This window comes from Emticicia sp. BO119, assembly GCF_013912375.1.
In the GTDB taxonomy this organism is placed as follows: Bacteria; Bacteroidota; Bacteroidia; order Cytophagales; family Spirosomataceae; genus Emticicia.
In genome coordinates this window covers 86,074-109,990 of sequence record NZ_JACETV010000008.1, presented here as the reverse complement: position 1 = coordinate 109,990, position 23,917 = coordinate 86,074, and the positions used below count along the sequence as shown (strand labels likewise).

General features: G+C 35.9%; 25 protein-coding genes. 15 read left to right on the top strand and 10 right to left on the bottom strand.

What is annotated here, in order from left to right; genetic code table 11:
- Positions 1–42: 42 nt before the first annotated feature.
- The 4 genes from H1R81_RS22050 (at position 43) to H1R81_RS22035 (ending at position 2,856) form a co-directional block, all read left to right on the top strand.
- On the top strand, positions 43–675 hold the full coding sequence (locus tag H1R81_RS22050) for a hypothetical protein (RefSeq protein WP_181842916.1): 633 nt from the start codon (positions 43–45) through the stop codon (positions 673–675).
- Between the two features lie 121 nt (positions 676–796).
- The gene (locus H1R81_RS22045; RefSeq protein WP_181842915.1) at positions 797–1,609 is read left to right on the top strand and encodes a YHYH protein; all 813 of its coding nucleotides are present in this window, start codon (positions 797–799) and stop codon (positions 1,607–1,609) included.
- Entirely contained in the window at positions 1,566–2,282 is a 717-nt protein-coding gene (locus H1R81_RS22040) for a toxin-antitoxin system YwqK family antitoxin (RefSeq protein ID WP_181843056.1), read from the top strand. Before H1R81_RS22045 ends, H1R81_RS22040 begins: the two co-directional genes overlap by 44 nt.
- Positions 2,257–2,856 (top strand): SCO family protein, encoded by a 600-nt coding sequence (locus tag H1R81_RS22035; protein WP_229251195.1) that lies wholly within the window; start codon positions 2,257–2,259, stop codon positions 2,854–2,856. Before H1R81_RS22040 ends, H1R81_RS22035 begins: the two co-directional genes overlap by 26 nt.
- A gap of 270 nt (positions 2,857–3,126) precedes the next feature.
- Here H1R81_RS22035 and H1R81_RS22030 read toward each other — a convergent pair whose 3' ends face one another.
- The 5 genes from H1R81_RS22030 to H1R81_RS22010 all read right to left on the bottom strand — a co-directional run bounded on the left by H1R81_RS22030 (position 3,127) and on the right by H1R81_RS22010 (position 7,477).
- On the bottom strand, positions 3,127–3,564 hold the full coding sequence (locus H1R81_RS22030) for a DUF3592 domain-containing protein (RefSeq protein WP_181842913.1): 438 nt from the start codon (positions 3,562–3,564) through the stop codon (positions 3,127–3,129).
- A gap of 85 nt (positions 3,565–3,649) precedes the next feature.
- A complete protein-coding gene (locus H1R81_RS22025; RefSeq protein ID WP_181842912.1) occupies positions 3,650–4,060 on the bottom strand; it encodes a DUF3592 domain-containing protein in 411 nt (136 codons plus the stop codon).
- Positions 4,057–5,067, bottom strand: a complete 1,011-nt coding sequence (locus H1R81_RS22020; protein ID WP_181842911.1) for a hypothetical protein — start codon at positions 5,065–5,067, stop codon at positions 4,057–4,059. The genes H1R81_RS22025 and H1R81_RS22020 overlap by 4 nt, the downstream gene beginning before the upstream one ends.
- Before the next feature lies 1 nt (position 5,068).
- The gene (locus tag H1R81_RS22015) at positions 5,069–7,177 is read right to left on the bottom strand and encodes a tail fiber domain-containing protein (RefSeq protein ID WP_181842910.1); all 2,109 of its coding nucleotides are present in this window, start codon (positions 7,175–7,177) and stop codon (positions 5,069–5,071) included.
- Positions 7,178–7,189: 12 nt separating this feature from the next.
- Positions 7,190–7,477, bottom strand: a complete 288-nt coding sequence (locus H1R81_RS22010) for a hypothetical protein (RefSeq protein ID WP_181842909.1) — start codon at positions 7,475–7,477, stop codon at positions 7,190–7,192.
- Between the two features lie 104 nt (positions 7,478–7,581).
- On the opposite strand from H1R81_RS22010, the gene H1R81_RS22005 reads away from it, so the two are divergent.
- On the top strand, positions 7,582–9,045 hold the full coding sequence (locus tag H1R81_RS22005; protein WP_181842908.1) for a 7TM-DISM domain-containing protein: 1,464 nt from the start codon (positions 7,582–7,584) through the stop codon (positions 9,043–9,045).
- Here the strand turns inward: H1R81_RS22005 and H1R81_RS22000 are convergent.
- Both H1R81_RS22000 and H1R81_RS21995 read right to left on the bottom strand, forming a co-directional pair.
- Positions 9,042–10,757 (bottom strand): lamin tail domain-containing protein, encoded by a 1,716-nt coding sequence (locus H1R81_RS22000; RefSeq protein ID WP_181842907.1) that lies wholly within the window; start codon positions 10,755–10,757, stop codon positions 9,042–9,044. The two genes, H1R81_RS22005 and H1R81_RS22000, sit on opposite strands and share 4 nt — an antisense overlap.
- Before the next feature lie 27 nt (positions 10,758–10,784).
- On the bottom strand, positions 10,785–11,177 hold the full coding sequence (locus tag H1R81_RS21995; protein ID WP_181842906.1) for a hypothetical protein: 393 nt from the start codon (positions 11,175–11,177) through the stop codon (positions 10,785–10,787).
- Between the two features lie 196 nt (positions 11,178–11,373).
- Here H1R81_RS21995 and H1R81_RS21990 point away from each other — a divergent pair, with 196 nt between their 5' ends.
- From H1R81_RS21990 to H1R81_RS21975, 4 genes are all read left to right on the top strand, one after another.
- Complete coding sequence (locus H1R81_RS21990) at positions 11,374–12,021, top strand: MgtC/SapB family protein (protein WP_220275288.1); 648 nt, start codon at positions 11,374–11,376, stop codon at positions 12,019–12,021.
- Between the two features lie 53 nt (positions 12,022–12,074).
- Positions 12,075–12,500 (top strand): hypothetical protein, encoded by a 426-nt coding sequence (locus H1R81_RS21985; protein WP_181842905.1) that lies wholly within the window; start codon positions 12,075–12,077, stop codon positions 12,498–12,500.
- 63 nt (positions 12,501–12,563) lie between these two features.
- Complete coding sequence (locus H1R81_RS21980) at positions 12,564–12,746, top strand: hypothetical protein (protein ID WP_181842904.1); 183 nt, start codon at positions 12,564–12,566, stop codon at positions 12,744–12,746.
- Between the two features lie 157 nt (positions 12,747–12,903).
- Positions 12,904–13,935, top strand: a complete 1,032-nt coding sequence (locus tag H1R81_RS21975; RefSeq protein ID WP_181842903.1) for a family 43 glycosylhydrolase — start codon at positions 12,904–12,906, stop codon at positions 13,933–13,935.
- A gap of 76 nt (positions 13,936–14,011) precedes the next feature.
- Here the strand turns inward: H1R81_RS21975 and H1R81_RS21970 are convergent, their stop codons facing one another.
- Positions 14,012–18,163: a hybrid sensor histidine kinase/response regulator gene (locus tag H1R81_RS21970; RefSeq protein ID WP_181842902.1), complete on the bottom strand. Its 4,152-nt coding sequence runs from the start codon at positions 18,161–18,163 to the stop codon at positions 14,012–14,014.
- A 307-nt stretch (positions 18,164–18,470) separates the two neighbouring features.
- Here H1R81_RS21970 and H1R81_RS21965 point away from each other — a divergent pair, with 307 nt between their 5' ends.
- The 4 genes from H1R81_RS21965 (at position 18,471) to H1R81_RS21950 (ending at position 21,096) form a co-directional block, all read left to right on the top strand.
- Complete coding sequence (locus H1R81_RS21965; protein WP_181842901.1) at positions 18,471–18,914, top strand: GNAT family N-acetyltransferase; 444 nt, start codon at positions 18,471–18,473, stop codon at positions 18,912–18,914.
- 117 nt (positions 18,915–19,031) lie between these two features.
- Positions 19,032–19,475, top strand: coding sequence for a hypothetical protein (locus H1R81_RS21960; RefSeq protein WP_181842900.1), 444 nt, complete (start codon positions 19,032–19,034; stop codon positions 19,473–19,475).
- 11 nt (positions 19,476–19,486) lie between these two features.
- Entirely contained in the window at positions 19,487–19,783 is a 297-nt protein-coding gene (locus H1R81_RS21955; protein ID WP_181842899.1) for a DUF3817 domain-containing protein, read from the top strand.
- Positions 19,784–20,178: 395 nt separating this feature from the next.
- A complete protein-coding gene (locus tag H1R81_RS21950) occupies positions 20,179–21,096 on the top strand; it encodes an AraC family transcriptional regulator (RefSeq protein ID WP_181842898.1) in 918 nt (305 codons plus the stop codon).
- A gap of 20 nt (positions 21,097–21,116) precedes the next feature.
- Here H1R81_RS21950 and H1R81_RS21945 read toward each other — a convergent pair whose 3' ends face one another.
- Both H1R81_RS21945 and H1R81_RS21940 read right to left on the bottom strand, forming a co-directional pair.
- On the bottom strand, positions 21,117–21,326 hold the full coding sequence (locus H1R81_RS21945; protein ID WP_181842897.1) for a hypothetical protein: 210 nt from the start codon (positions 21,324–21,326) through the stop codon (positions 21,117–21,119).
- Between the two features lie 79 nt (positions 21,327–21,405).
- Positions 21,406–22,230: a class I SAM-dependent methyltransferase gene (locus H1R81_RS21940; RefSeq protein WP_181842896.1), complete on the bottom strand. Its 825-nt coding sequence runs from the start codon at positions 22,228–22,230 to the stop codon at positions 21,406–21,408.
- 171 nt (positions 22,231–22,401) lie between these two features.
- On the opposite strand from H1R81_RS21940, the gene H1R81_RS21935 reads away from it, so the two are divergent.
- Positions 22,402–23,235, top strand: coding sequence for a universal stress protein (locus H1R81_RS21935; protein ID WP_181842895.1), 834 nt, complete (start codon positions 22,402–22,404; stop codon positions 23,233–23,235).
- Between the two features lie 132 nt (positions 23,236–23,367).
- Positions 23,368–23,850 (top strand): GNAT family N-acetyltransferase, encoded by a 483-nt coding sequence (locus tag H1R81_RS21930; RefSeq protein WP_181842894.1) that lies wholly within the window; start codon positions 23,368–23,370, stop codon positions 23,848–23,850.
- Positions 23,851–23,917: the final 67 nt, after the last annotated feature.

The window sequence follows — 23,917 nt, the reverse complement described above, 5'->3', positions numbered from 1 at the left end:
GCTTGCTACTTTTAAACGTTTCACTTCTAAATTTCAATTCAAATGAAAAAATTAATGTTATTCGGAACTGCTCTATTGAGCATTTACCTGACCGCCTGTAATAAGGATACTCTATCACCACTTGATTCTCAATCAATATCAGCCGCAGAAAATGCTATTACTGATGGATTAAGAGGACAAGCTCCAGGTGATTCTACGCAAAAAAGGCCACAATTAACTAATGTGGATTTAGGTAATTTATCGGCCACTATTACAGATTACATAAATAAAACCTATGCTGGAGCAATTCTTAAAAAAGCAGGAAAAGATAAAGAGGGTAACTTTCATGTTGTGATCGAAAAAGACGAAAAATCAATCGGTTTACTGTTTAATTCAGATGGAACATTTAATAAAGAATTACCTCCCCCTCCACAACAGGGAATGCAGCAGGATGGTGAGGGAATGGCCGCACCACCACAGCTAACAGAAGTAGATATAGCAACTTTACCAGCTACTATTACAGATTATATAAACAAAACCTATGCTGGCGCTACCCTTAAAAAAGCAGGAAAAGACAAAGAGGGTAACTATTATGTATTAATAGAGAAAGATAGCAAACCATTAGGATTGTTATTTGATGCCACAGGAATCTTTCAAAAAGAACTACCACCTCCACCAAAAAAAGGTAAAAAATAAGCTTTTTTATAATTGACGATTTGAATCCCGTTTTTCTTAGGAAGGGGTCACAACCCTTCCTAAGGCTCTAATATTTCGTATATGTAATAACGTTCAAAAATAACCCCTATCTTATCAGACAATGAAAAGGATACTTTCACTATTAATAATTGCAGGTTATTATCTGTTAGCTTGTCAGGGAAATACACCCCTACCTGATAATAGATCAACGCAGCAGCAGACAGTTTCTAATCCGAATCAGACTGCGGGTGGACAAAACGTTTTGTCTAACACAAATGGCTCAATTCCAGAGGTCTTCAAGCAATTTAATGCAAGTTTACAGATATATACAGAAGGTAATTTTGTAGTCATTAAAAGTAATGGACTACCCGACCATAAAACGCCTTATTATAAAGACACACAATGGGCAAGCACTATGTATGAAGCCTACAACGGAACAAATGCAAGATTTAATCTGAATCCCAACCGGATTGCCTCACAGAACCTGACTTTCAAGATTCCGGTTAATCCTGTTAAAGCAAGTAACACTACAGCCACACCTTTAGGGCCAATAGGGGTTTCGTTGAATGGTGTTCCTTTCTTTAACCAGTATGCAGCTCAAAGAGCTCCATTAACCAATGAGATCAACAGTTTCGATCAGTATAACGGGCATCCTCAGCAGCAAGGGCAATATCACTATCATGTAGAACCTACATACCTGACAGCCAAAAAGGGGAAAGATGTTTTACTTGGCTTCCTCTTAGATGGCTTCCCGGTTTATGGTCCTACTGAAAATGGCAAAACAGTCTCTAATAGCGATTTAGATGCTTTTCATGGGCATTCGCATGCTACAAAAGATTATCCTAACGGAATCTATCATTATCATATCACTTCAACCGATCCTTATATCAATGGCAACGGATTTTATGGCTCGCCGGGTACTGTTTCTCAGTAGCTTATACCTGTTACTCGGGTCTTGTAACCCAACAACGAGCCAATTCCAGACAGCACAGATTGCAATACCCGATAGTTATGTTTTGGAAAATGATGCAGCCTTTGCTCACAACCAGGGAGTGCTTTATTATTGGCAAAAACCTTTTTCAGGCTGGCAATATTCATTATACGCTAATGGTGATACCGCCAGAGTTATTCCTTTTTATGAGGGTAGGGAAGAGGGCTACTCCAAAACCTGGTATCCTGACCGGATATTAGCAGAACAAAGATTCTATGTGAAAGGCAGAAAGGAAGGACTACACCAGGCATGGTGGGAAAACGGCCAACTTAAGTTTATCTACCAATTCAATAATGATGAACACGAGGGTGTACAACAAGCATGGGCAATTAATGGAAAATTGATTCAGCAATTCAATTATCTGAAAGGCCATGAAGAAGGACATCAGCAGGCATGGTTTGATGATGGTACCCTGAAATCAAACTATGTAATTAAAAATGGTAGACGATTCGGACTACCCGGTGTGAAAAACTGTATGTCTGAACTCGAAAATAATACCTTTATAAAACCTAAAAGAAAAGTAAAGTATGAAAGCGTATCGAGTATTTTTATGCAGAGTTTGCACTTACCTGTTTTTGTATTTGGGGCTGATGGCTTGCCAAAAACCGGAAACTGAAACTTTACCCTATTATAATTCACCAGATTTAACGCCTCATTGGTACACGAAGTCACAACTAAAGACCATTCAGAGACATACTATCGGTCATTTCCAGTTTACAGACCAATCAGGAAAATGTATTTCGGATAAATACATAAAGGATAAGATTTATATAGCTAATTTCTTTTTTACAATCTGTCCGAGTATTTGTCCCACCATGACCCAGAACCTGTTAACTGTGCAGGAAGCTTTTAAAAATGATAGAGAAATAGTATTGCTGTCTCATTCTGTTATGCCTGCAACGGATAGCGTAGCCCAACTGAAAAAATATGCCGAACGTTGGAAAATTGACTCCCGGCAATGGCATTTGCTGACAGGAGATAAAACGCAAATTTATAGATTGGCCAGACAAGCTTATTTTGCAGAAAAAGAAATAGGTTTACAGAAGGATAATAAAGGGTTTCTGCATACAGAAAACGCTTTTCTGATCGACAAAAAAGGTTATATCAGAGGTGTGTATAATGCTACCTTACCCTTAGATATAGAAAATATGATTCAGGATATTAAGCTCTTGAAAGCGGAAGGGGTTTAAAATCAAAGATTTTAAAATATTTTGGGGAATTGTTTCCCCAAAATATTGATTTTTAGGCTATTATCAGGCTTGGCAAATATTTTGATACCTATTATATTATAAAAATATTGAAAACCATGATAGTAGTATTATTTATAGTTTCGCAATTTGTTGCATTAGGGTGTGTTTCTGCTTACGGGTTACACTTAGAGCGTGAAGAGCAAAGAAACCACAGAAATAATTTAATATCTCAAAGACAAGGCAGGAAATCACGATAATTCGCCACAGCAACTAATAATGCTTTTGATGTGTTACTGCTGTTTGATGATTCCAGAAAACCTTGATAAAAATAATCGAGATTAATGTAAAAATAAATCCGATAAAACCGAAAATAGCAGTTAATGCCGAAAAACCACCCAAGGTGGCATCTTCAGGATTTACAGGGTTAAAATACAAGTCTATCGTTTCTCCTAAGTCATAAGCAGAAGGTTGAGTATAAACATTATGATAATAAAAATGGGCTTGCCCGTTTGCATCGCTGAACTCAATGACTGGTGCTTTGCTACCTTTTCTGTTAGAATGCAGATTTATTACTCGACCGGTAGTTTTAACGGCAGATTCCATAAAATTCCGATGGGATATAAAGGTATAGATAGCTCCGCCAAGAAATCCAATTCCTATAAGCAAGAAAAGGAGTATAACATATCTGAGAGGATCTGTTCTTTTCATGATTTCATTAATAATTTTAGTTATAATAAGAAGCTTATTTTTCTATTCAGCATTATTTTTTGCAAACCTAAGGCAGCTAATCAGATTATCTGTTCATTACTATTCCAATACCTGTAAACACCAATCCGAAAATGCACAGGATTATTATTGGAATGAAACTGTAACCCAAACTTGCATCTTCAGGATTCAACGGGTTGTAGTAAATTTTAACTTTTTCACCTTTATGATATTTGGGAGGGTTTGTTCCCTCTGAATGATAGTAAACATGTTTTTGCTGGTCAGATGTATAATATTCAATCACTGGTCTCTTTAATGTCTTACCTTTGGGCAAACTAAAGCCAGTTACTATACCAACGGTTTTATGTGCCTTTTTTATGAAAATATATTGACTACCATATATAAACACTGCACTAATTAACAATAGCATACCCGCACCTAAAATAATATGGGCACTGTTCCGGCTATAAAAGGACTGCGGTTTTTGGATAAGCCTCATCTCCAGGGAGCTTTTTTGTAATAAGTAACATAAGTATCCCCATCAATTACAATCATCGGCTCACCATTCTTTGGGTGATTTCGCTTTTCAAATGAGTAAACTTTATAACCCTCTGCCTGTGATTGTACGTGTATTCTGTTCCCATCTAATTTCCAGGTACCTCTGTCAGAATTCTGGCTGTTTGATCCACCATAACCACCACCTCCATAGCCGCTTATTGAACCTTCTGCATAGTATTCATAGGTGCCATTTCCATTAATGACAATACACTTAGTACTATTATAGCTGCTACTGTAAGTAGAAGAAGTATTAGCCCAGCACCATTTGCCAACAATGCTTTGGTCAATACCTCCACTCACTGTGTTTCCGCTTTGTGTTTGCCCATATCCGCCCGATGATGTACTATTTGCTTTGCCTTTTTGTAGAATAGCAGTAGTACCATTACCACTTAGAGTGAGATAATTGCCATTGACAGTATATTGTAAAGTAGTGGTACCTGTGGCACCAGTAATAGAGATATTATTACCTGATATACTATACTGAAACCCTACACCATTATACGAGCCTTGTCCACCTGCCTGAAAAATCATGGTTTCTCCATTACCCGACCATGTACCTGTGATAGATACACCATTAGATTTAGGCTGTTGATTGGCTGAAGAAGGCTTTTGCGCTGCCATATTTGAGGGAGCATCTTCTTTATTAAAAGTGATTGGAGCATCTAAATCCCCACCTGAAAGGGTTAACTGGCCGTTTTGCAATATATACCTGTAATTCGTTGTTTCGCCGTCTTGCTTCATTGAAATCGTAGTTGCGTTAGTACTATAAGTAATCTTCTCTTCGTCAAATGTTCCGGTGGCATCAGCGTTGAGTTGAAGTATCATAGCGAAACCGAACTGGTTATTTGTCCATTTACCAGTCAGAGATGTTTTGTTAGCCTGTACTTTTGTGCCAATCTGTGCAAAAAGGCAGGTAGGGAGTAATAGAAATAATAGGATAGTTTTCATGCTATTTTCCGGTTTGATTGAGAATATTATTCATTTTTGCTTCAAGAGCAGAAAGTCTTTGTTCGTAAGAGGTTTTCATGTTTTCTATCTCTTTGTTCAGCTCCTGAATGGCACTTATACCTAATGTGAAAATTCTGTCGTAATCAACTGTGCGGAAATCATTGACTTTTTTACCAAAGATAAATGCTTTATTTGTTTTCTCTAACCAATTGTCTACTACAATTGTTTGATTATCAATCACCTGAATCACTGTTTTAAAATGTTCTTTATCGGTAATAATTTTTAGTACATCGCCTGTGTTATAATTGTGTGCCCTTGGTAAGGTAATGCGTAACTCATGCTTGCTTTCATCGAACATGATTTTTTTTGCTAAGCAAAACATATCAGGTATGTATTCTGTGCCAATCTTTGTTACGGCTTCAGGTAATACTTCCTCAATTTCTTGAGCTATGAAACCATATTTGGGTAAGTTACCTTTACTGATAGTATCTATATACTGATAATGCCTGATTTTTAACTGAGTCAATAGCTTTAAATCATTTGTATTATTAGCTAAATGGAGTACTTTCTTATGTCGGGCATCAGAATAGGCATTAAACTCAGTAGCTAATATCCGATGAGAGGCCTTCATTGAGTAGTCATTGAAACCGGAAGCAACGCCAGTGTGTGCAGTGCCATTTAAATATCCGTAGCTATAGTTCCGATTAGAAGCACCGTTGATTTCCAGAGGAAAATCCGGAGTTGTGGTACGGATACCTATATTGTTTTCAGCATAATAATTCCACGATTGAATATTATCCCAGACATGAAGCATTTCTGAAGGGTGATCGATTCCAATGCCAACATTCCCTCCATTCTTAATATAAAATCTACGTCCTATACCTAATTCATCAATATAGAAATAGTCATCAGCAGATTCATAACCTAACGACCATCGCTTATTATCTGTAGTATTATGTAATGTAATAGTGCCGTTATTCACCTGTAACCGACTTGTTGGAGAAGTTGTACCAATACCTACATTGCCGCCATTCGTAATGACAAACCGGGGTGTTGAAGTATTGTTTTCAAATATGCCAAAGTAATCGATACTTGCATTATAACTTAGTAACCAGTTCTTGGCGTCAAAGGAATTGTAGATAGCCAGATCTCCATTTTGTATTTGTAACTTGAAATCCGAAGATAAACTTCCTATACCAACATTTCCATCCGGTCTGATATTCATGGCCGTATAATTGTTCGTTCCCAGGAATAGATTTTTATTCTCTCTTTGTAAAATAAAGGCATCTGCTGAATTGTTTATGCCAATTAACAGACCATCTGTAAAAGTTGAACCTGAAGTACTATTAGTAAATGAAGCGAAGCTATTTGCTGCGGATGTTTCATGAATATGCAGATTATTGGCAGGTGTTTTGATATTAATACCGAGCTTCCCACTTATGCCTAAGTATTTCAGGTTAAAATCTCCCCATAACAGCGGATTTGTGGTTTCAGAATTACTGATATAAAGTTTATTACTTCCTAAATTAATACCTGAGCCTGCTTTGTAACCTATCAGTACATTAGCACTATCAACAGTTGTAGAAGAACCAGTAAATAATCCTGCTTCATAACCTATTATAGTGTTTCTGTTTCCGTATTTTCTCCCACTCATGGCATTCACACCAATGGCAATAGTATAATCTGCTTCAATGTCTCTTCCTGCTGATGCACCAACTGCTACATTTCGTTTAGCCGAAGTACCAAAGGTCAGCGCATCTTTGCCAATAGCAGTATTCTCATAACCTGTCTGGTTTTGCAATAAGGCATTATTACCAATAGCTGTATTATAAAATCCATAAGAATCAACCAACGAATCAATGGCGTTGTCTCTCAATGCCCTGAAACCAATGGCTGTATTGCCTATGCCTGCGCCACTATATGCTTTATTATTTTTGAGTGCATCGTGCCCTAATGAAACATTATCATTCAATAAAAAACTCCCTTTGTTTTTTTGGGTCTGGATGCCCTGCGGAGTCAGGAGAATGCTGTTAGTATTATTCTGAATACTGTAATTTTGACCTAATAATGCTACAGGAAGTAATAGGAATAAAAGTATGTTTTTTTTCATGGCTTTGTTTGTTTAAATCCGATAACCCAAAGTTTTTCCAATTATTATTAACAGAAACAACTGCCATCTGGCAGGGGAGCTTAATTGAACTAAATCTTTGAATTGTTCATGAATCATGGCTAAATAAATCTGACTGCTCAGCCGTTTTTTAAAGCCTATTTTATTTAACAGAGCCAATATTTCAATGTTTTCAAAATAAGCTTGTAAATGATGCTCTGTATTAGAAGGATACTGTACAATAAAATTCTGATTTCGTAATAAGACCTTTAAGTCATCTAAGAGCAGTCTGTGAGTTTTCATGGCTATCCTCGTTGAGAAATCTTTTGCAAATGACCTTTAGAATACTGCATAATTCAATACCTCATTTGTGGTATTTTGCTTAAATTGCCACAAAACAGAAATAAATGCGTTTGCTATTCCTTATTTTATTGCCTTTTACTACCTTCTGCCAGAAAACTATCTGGTTGAATAGCAATTGGCAAAAACAAGAAATTCGAGAGCGATTATTCGTTTTAAAAGATTCTTCTAATACCTTGACTATTGACAGCCTTTTACGGCATAATCAAGCATATTTTCATTTATCAAAAGTTGGGATTCCCAATTTTGGTTGGGGAAAACGAACAGGATGGGTCAGGCTCGAGATAGCAAGCAAGACTGATAATCAATATCTGTTTCATATCAATAGTGCAATTTTTGACGAACTCAGTTTTTATCTCGTGAATGAAGGGAAAGTTATTCAGTCGTCTGAAAACCTAAGCTACCTTACACCGATTGTCAATCGGGCTTATGTACATAGAGATTTTGTGTTTCCTTTACAACTGAAAGCAGGAAAAAAGTATATGGTTTATCTGAAAGGGAAAAATTTACTGAACTCAATTAAATTTCCCCTCATTGTCTGGAACCCCAGGGTATTTGAAAAAAGCGACCGCCAACTTAATTTCTTCTGGGGGATTATCATTGGGATTCTTATCTTGATCGTGATTGGAAACTTCCTTGTTGGCTATCTGCTTAATATGAGAATTTTCTATTTCTACGGTATGTATGTGCTAAGTCTTATTTTACTTTTTCTACATCTTGACGGATTTTTGTATGAATACCTGCCAGCCGGTTTAATAAGAAACCGTGTAATAGATTTAACACAGTATTTCAGTTATAGTATATTTTTCTGGAGTATTCTGTTTATTATTTCGTTTACAAAACTATCATTATCTGACCGGCCTTTTTTTGAACGGACATTGCGTGTTTTAAGCATTGTTTTCTGGATATTATTATTACCTTCATTATTCTCACCGATTTGGATTGCAGGAGCATCAGATATTTATCTCCAGTTTTCCGCCTGGATTGCCCGTATTTTCTTTGTCTGTTTGTTAGCTTTTCTTTACTTCACAGTATTAGCATCAGTTCGTAAAAATACTATGTCACGAATTTATATTGTTTCAGTTATTCCACCTACACTATCATACATTCTGCCACAATATTTTAATCATATTTTAGATATCTGGATTGTTCAGCCTTATGCTTATTTATTCGGTTTTTTGTTAGAAATTATGATATTGTCTGTAGCAATGCTTGTAAGAGTAAAAGAATATTTATTTGTCAATATCAAAAAGGGCGTTACGACCGAGGCACAACCGCAAGTAGTAGAAATAACTGAAAAGAAGAATTTGGTCGAACAGATAATGCTTTCTAAGCGTGAAATTGAAATATTAACGGCTTTTGCCAAAGGTTTTACTTATCAGGATATAAGCGATGCTATGTTTATCAGCCCTCATACAGTACGTACGCATCTAAAAAATATTTATCAGAAATTAGATATTAGCAGTAAAGCAGAAGCAGTTAAAATAGCAATGGAAAGAGGCTGGCTTTAGTATTTGCTACCAACTACCACCTTGCCCTTAAACTCCTGTTTTTCTCCATTAGGATTGAATAATTCTACCAATATCACATAATACCCTACTGTTACTATTTCATTACTGGCATTTTTACCATCCCAGCTTATCTGATCACTTGAGCCTAATAGCTGGTTCTGTGCTAATTGTTTCAGCATCCGTCCATTTATATCAAAAACATAAGCATTGGCTATATAGCCATATATATCTAATCGAAATTTCAATAGAGTTACATCGTCAAAGCCATCTCCGTCAGGTGTAAAAATTTCAGGTTCTATTGAAAAAGCATTTTTTTGATTAGACAATATACCTTGCGAATTGGCATAACCTGGAGTAGCGTACCCTTCTGAAGCTGCTGCCGAATGCCAGTTGGAAGGTACAGAAGAGGAGAGGTTATAATCGGCCTTTTCAAGAGATACACCTGACTTATCATCAATCAAGGTATGGTGGAGGTTGTCATCATAGTCAAACCGATCAAAGACTTTCTGAGTATTATTCATTAGAATAACTGTACCACTCTCGTCAGGGAATGTCGGTAAGGAAACCATTTCTAAAATATTATCAGTAATAGCCTTAAAATACTGGTTTTTAATGATTTCCACACTTTTGGTTAAGACTAAAAACTGCTTTGGTTTCAAAATGAATGGAGTACTACTTATAGGTTTACTATTAGCAATAGTGCCTTTCGCATCAATATTGCCCAATGCCCAGTCTTTCAGACTGATAAATTTATTGCTACGATTATAGATTTCTACAAAGTCTTCTCCACCACTTCTGGGATTAAATAAAATTTCATTAATCACCACATCGCCCGAATCAGCAGGTTGAATGTCAGCAATGGTTAGTTCTGCTTCTTTCAAGACATTCCCCGAACAGTCCGCTATATTTCTGGCTGTCAGAGTATATAAGGTATTTTCTTGCAATTGAAAATTAAGGGATAGATAAATATAACGGTTCGTTGGGCTCTCAATCCTGATTTTATCTATTGTTAGTGATTTATCTATAGTATAAGCGTTAGAGCTGACTGCTGAAAGACTATCCAGTTTTTCTGAAAAGACCAGTTTTATAGTAGAAGCATTTTCTAATTCATAGCGTACCAGACCCGGAGGCGTTAAATCAGGTTGAGAGGCCTTAATTGAGTTTTCTTTACCTGGTGTACCTTGTAAAATGGCTTCGCTCGAAGCCCAATTGCCTTCTTCTACACAAGAGAAGTCAGTGTCAATCATCTCTAAGACAAAGCCTTGCGTTTTACTTTTAGTGTACCATTTTTCATTATAGCTCACAGAAAATAGCGCACTATTTTTAATATCTTTAATAATTAATGTTGTACCGGTATTATTGAGGGCGAAATTATTAAGCCCAATTACTTTGCCATAAGCTTGAAAATCGGGTATGTTATTTCGGTGAGTTACTATCAGATACTCTTTAGGTTGAATAGAAACATCGGGGAATCTGACTGAGGTAGTATTATAAAAAAGAATGAATTGATTGAGATTGATACTTTTCTCAGAACGATTATATAATTCAATATACTCTTTTTCTGGCAACCCTTTGGTAGGAGTAGGGTCTGCCATGATTTCGGTAATAATCAACTCATTAGCCTTTTGGGCTATAGTAGTCGAAACCAGGAGAAGTATAAAGGAAAAGGTGTAAATCAGTAGGGATTTACACCTTTTTATGATAGTAATCATGAAAGTCTGAATAGATAAGTTCTGCTATTAGGCTGTTGGCTCTTTTGGTTTTGGAGCTACTGCTTTGGGTTTTTCGGGCGCGGGTTTAGCCGGAGTTGGCTTCGGAGCAACCGCTTTTGGTACTTCAGGAGCAGGTGCTGGCTTTGGTGCATCAACTTTTAGAGAAGGAGCTTTCTTATCTTCCTTTTGATCTTTTTTCTTATCTTTCTTTGCTTTCTCAGTTGCTTTTTTCAAAGCTTTCTTTTCTTCTTTCAGTTTATCTTTTTCTGCTTCTTTTTTTACTTTAGCTACTTTTTTGGCTAATTTTTTTGCAGTTTTATCGATAGCTTTTTTAATCTTTTTATTGGTTGTTTCTCCTATTACCACATCGGCAAGGGCAGCGGCAATTTCAGAGGCCTTTTGTTTGAGATCAGTTTTCATAAAGGATTTTATTTGGAGATGTTTTAAAATAATTTGCAAATACAACCAAAGTATTCAGAAAATACAAAAAATTTGTGTTAAGTTTTACCTAAAATAATAAAATAATACTTTAAGCTATCGTTGGTTGCCATACGTAGCTTATTCCATAACAAATAAGAAGCTAAATTGTTAACCAATTAATGGCTTCCATCATACCATGTTTATAGAATTTATTACAGAAGATATAATTAAACTCCTGATTTCGGCAGGTACTGGGGCAATTATTGGTTTTGAGCGGGAGTACCATAGTAAATCTGCTGGACTCCGAACCATGATATTGATTTGTGTTGGCTCTACACTTTTTACCCTTATCTCTATCAAATTGGGTACCGACCCCTCGCGCATTGCAGCTAATATCGTAACAGGCATCGGCTTTGTGGGAGGTGGTATTATTTTCAGAGATAATTCAAGTGGGCGCATTACTGGTATTACTACCGCTGCTGCCGCATGGGTTACCGCTGCCTTGGGGATGTGCGTAGGTTTTGGCAAAGGCCTATACGAAACTGGCTTTGTAGCGATGTTATTGGTTATATTTGCCCTATATGGGCTTGTACCACTTCAAACCATAATCAAGAAAAGAAACCTGATTCGCACCTATCGGATTGTCTGTAAATTCAATAATGATACACTGAAGCATTATGAACACAAGTTTGAAAAATTTGGCTTAGTGGCTGAACGCAATATGCAAACCAAATCGAATGATCTGATAAGTGGAACGTGGTCTGTCAGAGGGCCGGAAAAAAATCATGAAAAGGCAATTAAAAGTTTTCTGAACGACCCTGAAATTATAGAGTTTGATTTTTAGATTCCAACCATTTTATGAAAGTATGAATCTATCATTAAAAACCGTATTGAACTATGAAAACTATGCTGATTTTTATCTCTACTCTCTTGCTTTTAACGGCTTGCGAAAATATAACACCTGACCCATTATTGAACGAATTAAACGGAGAATGGAAATTAGTGAAAATTGGTATTGGTTTCCCGTCGCCACAAGGGCCAAGCGAGCTTCAGCCTGATTATGAAGAAGTTTTAACATTTAATGCCGCAAAAGGTACCTATACCCGCACGAAAGACGGAAAGGTGATAGAGAGTTCTGATGTGAGTATAAGCTCAGATGAAAAAGCTACTTATCAGAAAGATAAGCTGATTTTTGAAGATAGTAAGACCTATTCTTTTATTTCCTTTACAGAAACTCCAAAATATTTGGTATTATATCAACCTGCACCAATTGGTTCTGTTTTAGCAGATGGTAATTCGTTTTTTTATGAGAAACTCAAGTAATATTTTCAATTTTGGGAGTTATATCATAACTTGCAAGCAGAATCTAACGTATCAGGATAAATCATGGCAAAACATTCAGGCTCAAAATCACTTCCTAACTGGCTTACATTAGTAATCTTTTTATTATGTATGACAATCCTTTGGGTATTTGGCGATTTATTTGTCTTTATACTCGGGCTTATCTTTTTAGGCTTTACTTTCGCTAACAATTACGATCGTAAACAGGCTGACGAAGGACATCATTGACAAAAGGGCGGTTTATCCGCCTTTTTTTATGTACTTTCAGCTGGGCAAAAATTATCTTCTCATCATTTGCATAAGTATATCGCTTGCTTTTTATTTGGACTTTAAAAAGCAGATAAAACGCTTTAATTCTATTCAATCTTTATTCATAAACTGTAATATGTCTAAAAAACTTATTTTTAGCCTCATTTGCCTATTATCAATTAATCCTGTTATCTGTCAGGCTCAGACTACATTCAGAAATCCACTTTTACCTACCGGTCCTGACCCTTGGGTGATTCGCAAAGATGGATTTTATTATTACTGTCACACGACAGGTAAAAATATTACTCTCTGGAAAACAAAGAATCTGGCTGAATTATCAAAAACACAAGGGAGGGTAGTATGGACACCCCCTCCGACAGGAAACTACGCCAAAGAGTTGTGGGCACCAGAATTACATTTTCTGAATGGTAAATGGTATGTATATGTTGCAGCTGATGACGGAAAAAACGATAACCATAGGATGTGGGTTATAGAGAACCCGGATGCAGACCCTACTACTACTAACTGGACTTTGAAAGGGCAAGTTACAGACCCGACTAACAGATGGGCAATTGATATGAGTATTTTTGAAGTTAATAAGCAGTTATATGCAATTTGGTCAGGTTGGGAGGGGGCTGAAAATGTAAGCCAGAATATTTATATTGCTAAACTTAAAAACCCTTGGACAATAGAAGGTGAGCGTACAAAAATATCAACTCCCGAGCATAGCTGGGAAAAAATGGGTTCAGGCCCTTTGCCCGTCGTAAATGAAGGTCCTCAGTTTTTAAGGCAGTCCGATAACAGTAAAAAAATATTTATCGTGTTTTCGGCAAGTGGTTGCTGGACTGATAACTATACACTTGGATTGTTAGAAGCCAATGCCGAGGCTGATTTAATGCAGGCATCTTCCTGGAAAAAAGCGGATGAACCTATCTTTAAAGCCAATCAGGAGGGGAAAGCTTTTGCTCCCGGGCATAATTCTTTCTTTAAATCGCCAGACGGAAAAGAGCATTGGATAATCTATCATGCAAATCCTGAAGCTGGGCAAGGTTGTAGCAACAAACGCTCTCCGCGTATGCAACCTTTTACCTGGAATACCGACGGCACGCCTGCTTTAGGTAGTCCTGTTGCTTTAGATAAAGAAATTGCTCAGCCCTCAGAACAATAACAGAGATAAATTGTATAAAAAATGCTATTACAAATGTAATAGCATTTTATCAGACACAATATCACTCTATAGGCAATTATACAATTTCTTCTTCAAATACTTCCTGCAATTTTTTTTTAATTAATTTCCCCCAGCGTTCTAATGCACCAACTAAAAATTCCAGATTAATAGGTTTACTAATGTAATCGTCCATACCTGCTCTAAGGCATTCGTCTCTGCTTTCCTGAAGTGCGTTAGCCGTCATGGCGATGATAACGGGCTGATTAATCATCTGCTCTCTGATGAGTGTTGTAGCCCTTAATCCGTCCATTTCCGGCATCTGAACATCCATCAGAATCACATCATATTCTTTATGTTTAATAGCCTCTAATACTTCCAGACCATTTTCGGCTAAATCGGCCTCGTAACCTAATTTACTCAATATTCTCAATGCCAATTTCTGATTCATGATATAGTCTTCTGCCACTAAGATATTCATCGGGTATTGAGCTGCAAATTCAACTGATAATTTCTGTGCTGCCATTCCCTGAATTTTTTCAACCACGACAGGACGCTCTTTTGACATAATCTGGTTATGGATATTCCGGCAGAGAATATGGTGCTTGGCAGGTTTGGTAAGTACAGAACAGAATAAGTCAGGATGCTCTTTATAGAAAGTATCAGAAATAGAGCTCAAAAGCATGATAGGTATTTTTGGGGCAATTTTCTTGATTGCCAAGGCTAATTCTATACCATCCATTTCAGGCATTTGCATATCAGTAATGATAATGTCGAAACTATCATTGTTTTTAACATAACCTAATGCTTCCTGTGGAGAAGAAATGAGTGTAGGTATCATCTTCCACTGCTCTAACTGACCCTTAAAAATACTCAGATTAGTCAGGTTGTCATCAACAACCAAAACTGTTTTGTTTTCTAAAACTTCTAAATTAAAAGGTAAAGTGGATATTTTTACAGAGCTTATTTCTGTCTTGATAGTAAACGTGAAAGTCGTACCTTTGTCAACTTCGCTTCTCACGCTTATATCTCCACCCATTAGTCTGACCAGTTTTTCGCTGATAACAAGCCCTAAACCTGTTCCTCCATATTTGCGTGTAGTTGAAGAATCAACTTGAGAGAAGGCTTTGAATAGCTTATCGAGTTTATCAGATGGAATCCCGATGCCTGTATCTTTAACCTGAAATCCTAACTCAACTTGTCCGTTCTGCTCAGCATTTATTAAAAATACACGGATATAAATCTCACCTTTATGGGTAAACTTAATAGCATTTCCGATAAGATTCAATAATACCTGACGCAGGCGTAGGTTATCACCTACAATTTGCATCGGCACGTCCCAATCAATCTGATAAAGTAAATCAATGTTTGATTTCGCTACTTTTTCGGCAAAAATATCTAATACTTCTTCTATGCAATGTCTTAAATCAAAGTCTTTGATATCTAATTCCATATTCCCGGACTCAATTTTCGAAAAATCCAAAATATCGTTGATAACTGTCAAGAGACCTTCTCCGCAAGTATGAATAGTATCAGTATAGTTTCTTTGTTCTTCGTTTAATTCGGTTTCCTCCAATAATGATGTCATACCGATAATACCATTCAGAGGGGTGCGTATCTCATGGCTCATTGTAGCTAAGAAGATACTTTTGGCAAGATTTGCTTTTTCAGCGTCCTGTCTTGCTTTCAATTCATCTTCAGTAGATTTCCGGAGTTGCGCAGTTCGTGTCTCTACCTGTCTCTCTAATTTTTCATTATGGGCCCTGATTGAACCCATCCGGTATCGATAGTAGGCAATTGCAGCTCCAATGATACTGACGATCAACAGTGTTCTGAACCACCAGGTTTCCCAGAACGGAGGGAGCACTTTTATAGTGATAGATGTTCCATCTTCATTCCATATACCATCATTATTTGATGCCTTTACTCTGAAAGTATAAGTGCCTGGATCTAAGTTGGTATAGGTGGCTGTTCGTCGGTTTCCTATATAATTCCAGTCTTTATCAAAACCTTCTAATTTATATGCATACTGGTTTTTTCTTGATAAAGTATAATTTAACGCCGCAAACTCAAACGAAAAAACAGATTGTTCGTGTGTCAGTACAATTTCTTTGGTTTCACTGATGGCACTTGTAAGCGGTGAATCTTTTTCATTTATGCCAACTGTTTTATTAAAAATCAGAAAATCAGTAATATGTACGGGCGGTACAAAAGTATTGTCTTTCATACTATCCGGATGAAAGATATTTAATCCATCAGGGCCACCAAAAAACATTTCACCATCGACCGTCTGATACGCTGAAGCTGGTTTAAACTCATTTCCTTGCAGGCCATCCGAAATGCCATAATTACGGAATTTTTTAGTTACTGGATTATAACGGGTAATACCTTTATTAGTACTTATCCAGAAATCCCCTTTTTTATCTTTCAAAATCCCGTTAATTACATTGTTAGGTAGCCCATCTTTTTCACTGATGCTTTCAAATGTTTTTGTTTTTAAATCAAGCAACGCCAGTCCGTCTGTAGTACCTACCCATAAGTATCCTTTTTTTGCTTCTGTAATTACCTGCACATTATTATTGATAATGCTTTTTCTGTCATTGTTTTTGTGAATATAGTGTGCAAATTTTCCAGTGCTTTTATCAAAAGCATCTAAACTATTATCTGTACCAATCCATAGAGTACCATTCTCATCTTCATATAAGGCACGCACAAAATCACTTGAAATACTATTCTGGTCTTTAGGATTATGGGTATAATTTGTAAAACTATTTGTTCTTACATCATAATAACTCAAACCTCCGCTCAAGGTGCCTAACCATACATTGCCGTTTTTTGCTTTAAGTATAGCATATACGCTTTCAGATGAAATGCTGTGAGTATTATTTTTATCAGGTAGGTGATGTGTAAACTTCCCGGTCTTTTTATTAAGTATGTCAAACCCACCTAAATATAGCCCAACACCCAAAAGGTCTTTGCCAATTTCAGCCACCGAAACAACATAGTCAGAGTTGATACTGCTTGGGTTAGAAGTTTGCTTTTTATAAGTAGTAAATGTGTTCTTCTTTTTGTCGAAGAAACTTAACCCTCCACCATCGGTACCTATCCATACATTCCCGTTAGAATCCCCGGCAATAGAAAGAATACTGCTATTTTTTAAGCCACTGACAGGAGTTCCCTCTTTATACAATGAAAACTTATTGCCGAATTTAGGCAGAAAATTAACACCACCTGAATAAGTACCTACCCATATATTGTCAATATCATCTATATACATACAATACACTGAGTTATTACTAAGGCTACTATTGTCATTAGCATCATTCAGAAATGTCTGAAAAAGATTATTTTCGGGATTATACACACTAATACCACCATTTTCGGTCCCTATCCATATATTACCTTCAGGGTCTTCTATAAATGATAGAATGTCGTTATACCCAATACTTTTAGGATTTTTCGGGTCATGTTTAAAATTGGTAAAACTGCCATCTGAAACATTATATCTCGAAACACCCCCTCTTTGTGTACCAACCCAGATATTATTCTGGCTATCTCTGAATAGGGCTTTTATCCAGTTAGAACCAATGCTTTTAGGATTTTTAGGGTCATTAAAATAATGGACAAAGTTTTGAGTTTCAGGGTCAAACTTATTCAATCCGTTCTTAGTGCCTATCCATAATTTGCCATCTTTGCCTTCTTCTATTCTATCAATAGCATCATCGCTTAAACTATTATTATTGGTTTCATGATGCCTGAAAACAGTAAAAGTGCCATTAGTACTATTAATCAGATAGAGACCCTCTGTAGTGCCTAACCATAACCTGTTTTTACTATCCTGAAATATATCATGTATATTTAATAATTTATGCGAAGAAAAAAAATGCGAAAAATTGTCTTTCCCACGATTGAGCCTATCCAATCCGGTTGCTGTTCCTACCCAGATAGTTCCGTTATTATCTTCTAATATATCATTAACAATATTATTGTTTAAACTTAGACTATCTTCTGAAGAGTGCTTGTAAATAACAAAACGATAACCGTCAAACTTATTGAGCCCTTCGTAGGTAGCGTACCACATAAAACCTTGCTGATCTTTAAGAATAGCAGTAACGTGCCCTTGCGACAGACCTTCGTTCGTAGAAAAATGCCTGAATGAGGGTTTTAGAACTTGTCCGACAACCGAATTAAATAATAGGAAATAAGAAAATAGTAAAATTTTGTAATTCATGGTGTAATTATATTAGGACTGATCTAAACGTACGGTGTACTCTGATATTTATAAAGCAAAGTTGTAGACTGCATTTCTGATAAGTAAAACCAGCAGCAAATAAAAAATGAAATATAGGTTTGCACTTTTTTAAGAAAAAATTAGCAAAAATAATGCCAAGTAATCGGTACAAAATTCAGCGAGGATGATGTTTAGAAATGTTAAAATTGTTGGATAATTCTGAGAATCTTGGTGAAGAAAACTTATTTTTAACCATTATTTGTTTTTCTGAAAGAGTTAATTTTAAAGAATTTAACCTATTATTAGCATGGAATTGGTACCTATTAGAGAATACCTGGATGAGAATGATGAATGGATGAAATATCCTGAATGTCAGGAATTAGTGGAAATGACTGTAGAGTTTTATGAGAGGGTAGGGTTTACCCCGCCCTGGATTTGTTATTTTGTGAAAGACAATGAAAATATTATAGGTAGTGCCGGAATAAAAGGGAAACCTCTTAACAACACTATAGAAATTGCTTATGGAACTATGGAAGAATACCGGCATCAGGGTGTAGGGACAAGCATCTGTAAGTCGCTGGTTGAACTTTCATTAAAATCTGACCCATCTATAAAAATTACTGCCCGGACTCTTCCACAAAACAAGTTTTCATGCAGAGTATTAGAGAAAAATAATTTTACTTGTGTAGGCATAGTAGACGATCCTGAAGATGGAGAGGTATTGGAATGGGTATATAATTATACGGGATGATAATTGTTAAATGATAAGCATAATAAGAAAATGATTGAAAAGTCCGGTTTTTTGCCTCATCAATCCTAACAGACAATAGCCGATAAAGCCTAATTTTGTGCCAGAAATCTGGCTTTTATGTACGAGATATTTGTATTCTTTCATTCTATATTCCGTTGGCTTGTCTTAATTAGCCTGCTTTATATTATTGGTAGCAGTATTCATGGATTAATAAGTAAACGCAACTATACCAGAGCAGATAGCCTTACCCGAGCGTTAACGACCATTATTAGTCATACACAATTATTGATAGGGTTTACTTTATACTTTGTCCTAAGTCCTATTACTGGATTTTTTATAAAAAACGGCTCAGAAGGCAATCATGAAATCTGGTTCTTTGGAATTTATCATATTGCTCTGATGTTCAGCTCTATAGTAGTCATGACTATCGGCGGTTCTATTACCAAACGAGCCACTACAAACTATGTCAGGTTTAAAACAATCAGTATTTATTTTTCTATTGCTTTGTTATTAATCTTGGCAGCTATTCCTTGGTTCAGACCATTTTTAAGAAATTTTTAAAAGAATCATTCATGTTAAATTTATTGAAAACACAATTGGGCAGGCTTCGTGTATTGGCTTTTATAGAAGGTATATCTTTTTTAGTGTTATTGTTTATCACCATGCCTTTGAAATACGCTTTTGATAACCCAGTTCCTAACAAAACTTTTGGTTTGGTTCATGGTCTTCTGTTTATCCTATACGTTTTAGCGGTTATTCAGGTAAAAATTGAGCAAAGCTGGAATTGGCGCAAAACTTTTTTGGCTTTGTTGGCATCAATCATACCTTTTGGTACTTTCTGGGCTGATAGAAAGCTGTTTCAGGATTAAACCAACTATTAGTGGCAAAGAGTTGAGCCCACACTATACATAGTTTTCTTTGATAATTTAAAAGATGAATTTATTCACCGTTGGATAAACCTGTTCTTTTACTTCATCAAATGTGACCATTTTTTATTTGGCATTTGATACCATTTTAAAAGACGAAGCAATTATTGCAAATCCATAATAAAGGTATAGAAAATTAGTGTACTTATTCTGTTGGTTTCGGTTAAAAAAGATAAAATGTAGGGTTTAAAAAAGCCAGAAACCATTATGGGTCAACTGAAGGCGAATCGTTTATCGCATTACTATTATGAACAAACCTCAGTTGAAGCAGCAGATACCGAACCTATAAAACATTTTGATAAGGAATAGCGTATTTAAAGAAAATCGTATCATTACAGATGCCTAAAGGTCAACAAATAAAAACTTATGATGCCGAATCTTACCGATACAACTTCATTAAAAATGGAGAGCAATCTGATACAATCCTGAAATCGGATTATGACAATTTCTTTATAGTAAGAGTAGAGAATCTGATACGCTTAATGAAACTCCCTGTGCCTCCGGCCCGTACAACTACGCATACTTTTATTTACCTGAGTGAGGGTGAAGCTATTATGCGCATTGGTAGTGAAACTTACAGGATAGTAAAAGATGAATGTCTGATAGTAGCGGCAGGGCAGGTTTTTTCTTTTGATAATGTGGATATTAATAAAGGGTATTTATTCAATTTTCATGAGGATGTGATGATCGGAAAACTTGCAAAGAATGATTTGCTAAAAGATTTTGAGTTTCTAAGAGTGTGGGGGAATCCAAAAATCAGTTTAGATAGACAGACCTCAGGTTTTATCAGGCAATTATTAGAAAGAGTATTAATCGATTATGAAGCTAATGGCTTTCAAAACAAAGAAATTGTTCAGTCTTATCTCATAGCCATATTGTGTGAAATAAATATGAGCTATAAAGCTGCTTCAATTATTCCACATTTAAAAGCTATTGATATTTCTAATAAATTCAGAGAGATATTATTTTCGAATATCAAGACCTTGCATCTGGTAAGTGATTATGCTTCTTTATTAAATATAACTGCTAATCATCTGAATAAATCTGTAAAAGCAGTAACCGGGAAATCTCCTACCAGATGGATAGACGAGACCATTGTTTTAGAAGCGAAGGTGCTCTTATACCAAAGTAATTTATCAATCAGCGAAATAGCCACCGAGGTGGGCTTGCTTGATCAATCTTATTTCAGCCGGCTTTTTAAGAAATATGAAGGAGTTACACCCTTGCACTTCCGCAAGCGGATAAAAAGGCTTTAAAACTATATAAAATCTTTTATTTAGTAGGCAACACTATCGTCGTAGCCAATAGAGGTAAAAAACTCAATCACCTTATCAGAATACTCTCCTAAATCTTTTCTCCCCTTTATAAAATGCTGGAGTAATAAAGAAGGTAATTCTAATTTTTCTTCAATTCCACTAAGCGAAAAAGTAGGTTCGTCTTTTTGTTGTTTAGCCAAAAAAACTCTGAAATTATTGATATTAGGCATGGTTATAGGCTTAAAGTATATTCAGGTTATAGTATATTATCAAATGTAAGAATAAATAGCTGAACCAAAAACGGGAACGTCATACTTTCTTACCGGCAATCATCATATGCGGACTTAAAGCCAATAGGGCCTGATCATTTTCTGTAATAGTTAATAAATCAATTAATGCTTGTTTCTTTTTTGCATCTGCTCTGCTTTCAAAATACTTTTTATCTAACCATACTACTCCTTCTACTGCATAGATATTTATAAATGTAAGCTCTGCTTCTTTAAATTCTTCAATCAGTTGAGCGGGTCTATGATAATAAGCCTCTGCTAATGACCCGACCATGTTTTTAGGGGGGGTATGTACACCTGTTAGCAATTCCTGTTTGCACATTTCAATAAAGCCGGGTTCATGTATAAGGCCATTTAATAATCCTGCAATGGTTGAAGCAGCATAATTAATAGCGAAACCTAAAATTACACCATTTTTCTTTACAACTCTTTTGGCTTCTTGTAAGGCTTTTATTCTGGCTTGTTTATCTTGTAGATGATACAATGGGCCGTGTAATATCACTACATCTACCGATTCATCAGCAAAGTTCAATTGCCTTGCTTCGCCTAAAATAACTTTAAATGGTTTCTTCAACCCACTGGCTCTTTTAGTAGCCTGTTTAATATGTTTAGGTACAGGATCAATCAGATAAACAGTGTAGCCCATACCCGAAAGCCATTCAGAATAGATGCCTGGCCCGCCACCTACATCTAATATTACTCCTTTAGATACAGGTAAGTGGCGTTGTATTAAATCTTTGTTGCGCTCAAATTCTAAAGGCCCAAGGCCCAACTGAAGTCGGGCTTCTTCTGATGTTTGTGTATAGAAACTTTCAATTTCTACACTAATTAATCTATCTGCATTCATTTTGCACAAAATCTAAAACTATTATATGCGTATATTGATTATATATAAAACAAGAAATGCAAAATTAAAAAAATATCGGTGACTAAACTTTATAGATATTTAATATTGAAATATCGTAGTGGCACATATTTTTTGGCTAATTTTAATATTGTATAAACAATGTATAAATTCATGAAGAAAATAATAGTAGCTACAGACTTTTCAGAAAACTCTGATAGCGCCTTCTCATACGCTACATTTTTAGCCAGTAAGTTTAATGCCGAATTACTGGTTGTTCATATTTTTTTTCCGATGGTGCCCTTAGACCCAAATCTGGCGTATGATACCATAGCTCCATCAACACTACAGGAAGAAATGGTGAAGTCGTATGAAATACAATTAAAAACAATAGTAGATGCTTTAACAGAAAAGAAAATCAAGGCAGAAAGTGAGCTGATTGTAGGAAGTTTGTCTGTAAGTATTGCAGATTTTGCCAAAAACAAAAAAGCAGACCTGATTATTATTGGTAAAACTCCTGACACTTCTTTTTTTGACAGGCTCATAGGCAGTACTGCTTCAAGTGTTGTCAATAACACAAGTGTACCGGTATTAATAGTTCCGGCACATAGTCATACACCATCCTTCACACATATCGTCTACGGTACAGAATTAGAATCGGAAGAGAAAAATGTATTAGCCAGATTATTTGATTTTGCAAGAGAATTTCATTCAAAAATAACTTTAATTAAAATTAATGCTGATTTTGAGTTGAATGTACAGGACGATAAACAGATGTTGAAAGATATACAAGAAGGTTTTTCTAAGGAGCAATTCGCATTTGAAGCCATTAAAGCCGATGACGTAAGTGAGGGATTGTTAAGCTCGGTGCATAATCATAAAGCTGACTTATTAGTGGTGGCAGGACATCATCATGATTTTCTTTCAGATCTTATCAATCCGAGTAAATCTAAGAAGATTATCAATAAAACTGATATACCATTGTTAGTGTATGATATTGAGGCGTAACCATTAGATATATTTAAGTAAAAGCTGCACCATAAAGTGTAGCTTTTTTATTAGTTAATTGTATGAATTTAGCATATACGTAGTAAGAAATATTATTTTTGTTAGAATAATTTCAGTGAAAGTATATTGAAAATGGATATAAGAAAAGCAAAAGAAACTGATTACGATGGCGTATGGGAGGTATTTTCAGAGATAGTAAAAGCAGGAGATACTTACGCTTTCAGCCCGGATACCCCTAAAGCTTCATTACAAACCTATTGGTTTGCCGACTCTATGGATACCTTTGTTGCAGTAGATAATGATGAAATAGTTGGTACTTATTTTATGAAACCCAATCAGCCTGGTTTAGGAAGTCATATTGCTAATTGTGGCTATATGGTCAGCCCGGATCATCGGGGCAAGGGAATCGGGCAGTTACTTTGTGAACATTCGATTCAATTTGCCAAAGATAAAGGATATTTTGGCATTCAGTTCAATATTGTTGTAAGTACCAACAAAGTAGCAGTTAAGCTATGGCAAAAATCTGGCTTTCGCATTATAGGTACGACTCCCAAAGGGTTCAGACATAAAGAATTGGGATTAGTGGATAGCTATATTATGTTTCGGGAAGTATGAAAAGGGGTATTTAAAATCGATAGACAAAAAATTATTATAAAAATTTTATGACGATTTTTAAGCTGGG